The sequence below is a fragment of the Caulobacter sp. X genome (assembly GCF_002742635.1).
GTDB lineage: Bacteria > Pseudomonadota > Alphaproteobacteria > Caulobacterales > Caulobacteraceae > Caulobacter.
In genome coordinates this window covers 1-2697 of the sequence record NZ_PEGF01000006.1, presented here as the reverse complement: position 1 = coordinate 2697, position 2697 = coordinate 1, and the positions used below count along the sequence as shown (strand labels likewise).

Annotated in this window: 4 protein-coding genes; all 4 read left to right on the top strand. The window is 38.5% G+C overall.

Annotation, left to right across the window (positions count from 1 at the left end):
* Positions 1-517 precede the first annotated feature (517 nt).
* Genes CSW60_RS23350 through CSW60_RS22880 form a run of 4 tightly spaced genes read left to right on the top strand, consistent with a single transcriptional unit; the run spans position 518 to position 2156 of the window.
* Positions 518-1105 carry a hypothetical protein gene (locus CSW60_RS23350; RefSeq protein WP_143324267.1) on the top strand — a complete coding sequence of 196 codons (588 nt, stop codon included), beginning with the start codon at positions 518-520 and terminating at the stop codon, positions 1103-1105.
* Positions 1106-1159: 54 nt separating this feature from the next.
* A complete protein-coding gene (locus CSW60_RS23345; protein WP_143324266.1) occupies positions 1160-1471 on the top strand; it encodes a hypothetical protein in 312 nt (103 codons plus the stop codon).
* Positions 1472-1491: 20 nt separating this feature from the next.
* A complete protein-coding gene (locus CSW60_RS22885; protein WP_099539392.1) occupies positions 1492-1938 on the top strand; it encodes a DUF29 domain-containing protein in 447 nt (148 codons plus the stop codon).
* Between the two features lie 8 nt (positions 1939-1946).
* Positions 1947-2156 (top strand): cold-shock protein, encoded by a 210-nt coding sequence (locus CSW60_RS22880; protein ID WP_099539391.1) that lies wholly within the window; start codon positions 1947-1949, stop codon positions 2154-2156.
* The last annotated feature ends 541 nt before the right edge of the window (positions 2157-2697 follow it).

Genomic DNA, 2697 nt, shown 5'->3' with positions numbered 1-2697 from the left:
GGAACGTGGAATACCGGAAGGAGCATAGCGACTGAGGATATGCCGCGAAAGCCCTTGATTGTTGCTGCAGCGACCCAGCCTATGACGATGGGTGGTTTGTAGCGCAGCGTAAGACCACCCTCGAGCCACATGGCGGCGAATGGCTTCCCCGACAGGGGAACGGGAAGGGGAGATCAAAACGCGTCGTTAGACGCATTCCTGAGCCGTTAGGCGATGCCTTTAATTTTGTGTTTTTGTTTAAATATTTTCTGAGCGATAGCGAAGTCCTTATTTGTTTAAAAATTAGCCCTACTGAAGAATTAAGAAGAGAAATGCCATTTAACCCAGTAAAATCAACCCCCACCATGTCACGCCGTGAGACAAACAGTCTCACAGCTCATGCGACTGTTTGTTTCAAAAAAGAAGTTGAAAATGAGACCGAATCAAATTACCATGTTTTTTTGAGACAAATAGTATCACGGAATGACGCAAACAGTCTCAAAAAAAACCAATGAAATGAGACAGCAAAGGAGATAAAATGAAAAAAGAACCTATCCCAGGAAAAAGGAAAAATGTATTGGCTTACCCAGAAAATCCATTTTGGCAAAAAACAGAGATAAAAATAGGGTCTAAAATGGTTAAAATTTCCGGAGGGAAGCACATAAATGTTGAAGGGGAAAGCATTTCTCATAGCGGAATTCACGTTGTAAAAGAAATTGATGAAAATGAATTTGTAAAAATTTACACAAAGAATATAAAAGCAATTTTTGATTTGAAACCAACAGCTCAAAGGGTCTTGCAATATTTAATAACTGAATTACAAAAAACACCAAACGCTGACGCAGTCTATTTAGCCTGGGTAGGGGCCGAAGAGTACTTTTCAGAAAACCATATAAAATCATCAAGAGCGTCTTTTCACAGAGCCCTTAGCGAATTAATTCAAAAAGGTTTTTTAGCCGAGAGTACCAAACCAAATATGTTCTGGTTTAATCCAAATCTATTTTTTAACGGCAATAGATTAACTTTTATTCATGAATACCGAAAGAAAACCATCCAAGAAATAGGAAAAGAGGAAAATCTGGTTCAGTCTGATATTGATAAGCAAATACAAATCACATTTAATTAACTTTGACATTAAATCGAAAAAGCCGCACTGGCAAATGAAGAGCGCGCTTATACGTTGACTATCGTCAACGCGCGTGAGATAGTGAATTTTAAAACAAATATTGAAGAAATTTTGATTGTGAATTTATTATCAATTAGCGATCTTTGTGATCGCTGGAATTACACAAAAGCAGGGATTCATAAACTGGTTAAAACGAAAGAATTTCCAAAACCATATGCTATCGTTTCTAGAGGTAAAATTAGAGTTTTTCATGAAGAAGATATTAAGATTTATGAGCAAAATAAACCATGGCTTTTTGATCAAAAAATAAAAAAACAAAGACAGAATTTATTTTTACTTTTAGCTAACACTACACTTCAAAAATAACGCTTTATTTGGAGAATAAAATGCCCAAAAGCATAACGAAAGAATATGAAAAAGATTTTTATGCTTGGACAACGCATAACGCAAAACTATTAAGGGAGGGAAAATTTTCCGAGATAGATGTTGAGCATATTGCTGAGGAAATTGAAAGTATGGGTAAAAGCGAAAAAAGAGAATTAATTAGTCGATTAGCTGTTTTGCTAGCTCATTTGCTGAAATGGCAATTTCAACCCGAAAGACAGAGTAATAGCTGGAAATACACCATTGAGGAACAAAGGGATGAAGTATTAGAGCTATTTGAGGAAAGCCCAAGCTTAAAGCACGAAATTGAAGAGAAACTAGAACGAGCTTATCGAAAAGCAATTCTTTGGGCTGCTACAGAAATGGGAGTAAATAAATCTATATTCCAGGAAAAATGCCCTTTTTCTTTGGAAAAAACGCTTAATAAAAACTTTTATCCAGAAAAATAGGAGAAAATATGTCTGAAAAACAACAAGGGACGGTGAAGTGGTTTAGCAAAGACAAAGGATTTGGTTTTATTGCCAGTCACAACAAAGATTACTTCGTTCATTTCAGCGCCATTAAGCACGATGGTTATAAAAATCTCAGTGAAGGCCAAAGGGTGATCTTTAAAGCGATAAAAGATGCAAAAGGCATGCGTGCTGAGGAAGTAGAGCAACTTGCTTAGTTCATTGACAGCCCAAATTTAGCTATACTTTTCCTGGGTGCACAGAATCAACTTCGGTAACACGTAAACTTCATTCCTTGGTTTCATTGCTGAAAGCTCTGTGGCACCCACCATAAAACTTAAACCTCCAAATTTGCGTTTTAAACAACGATCGTATTTGACTTAGCAACTTAGATACTTAAACCTCAAAGGCATCGCCTAACGGCTCAGGAATGCGTCTAACGACGCGTTTTGATCTCCCCTTCCCGTTCCCCTATCGGGGAAGCCATTCGCCGCCATGAGGCTCGAGGGTGGCTTACGCTGCGCTACAACCACCCCAAGCCAGAGCGTGGGTCGCTGCGTCAGCGTCAAGGACTACTCGTCGCTAACGCTCCTGCGTTCCTCCTTGACCCCGACTCCGCTTAGAGGAGATAGGGCACACCTTTCGCAACTCGTTGCTGATTTATAAGGCAATGAAAATAAAATAAATTATTTTGAATTTAAAAAATGACTCGCAATAAAAAACCAAAACAGCTTAAAAGCGGGCAAAAAGCCGTATGCA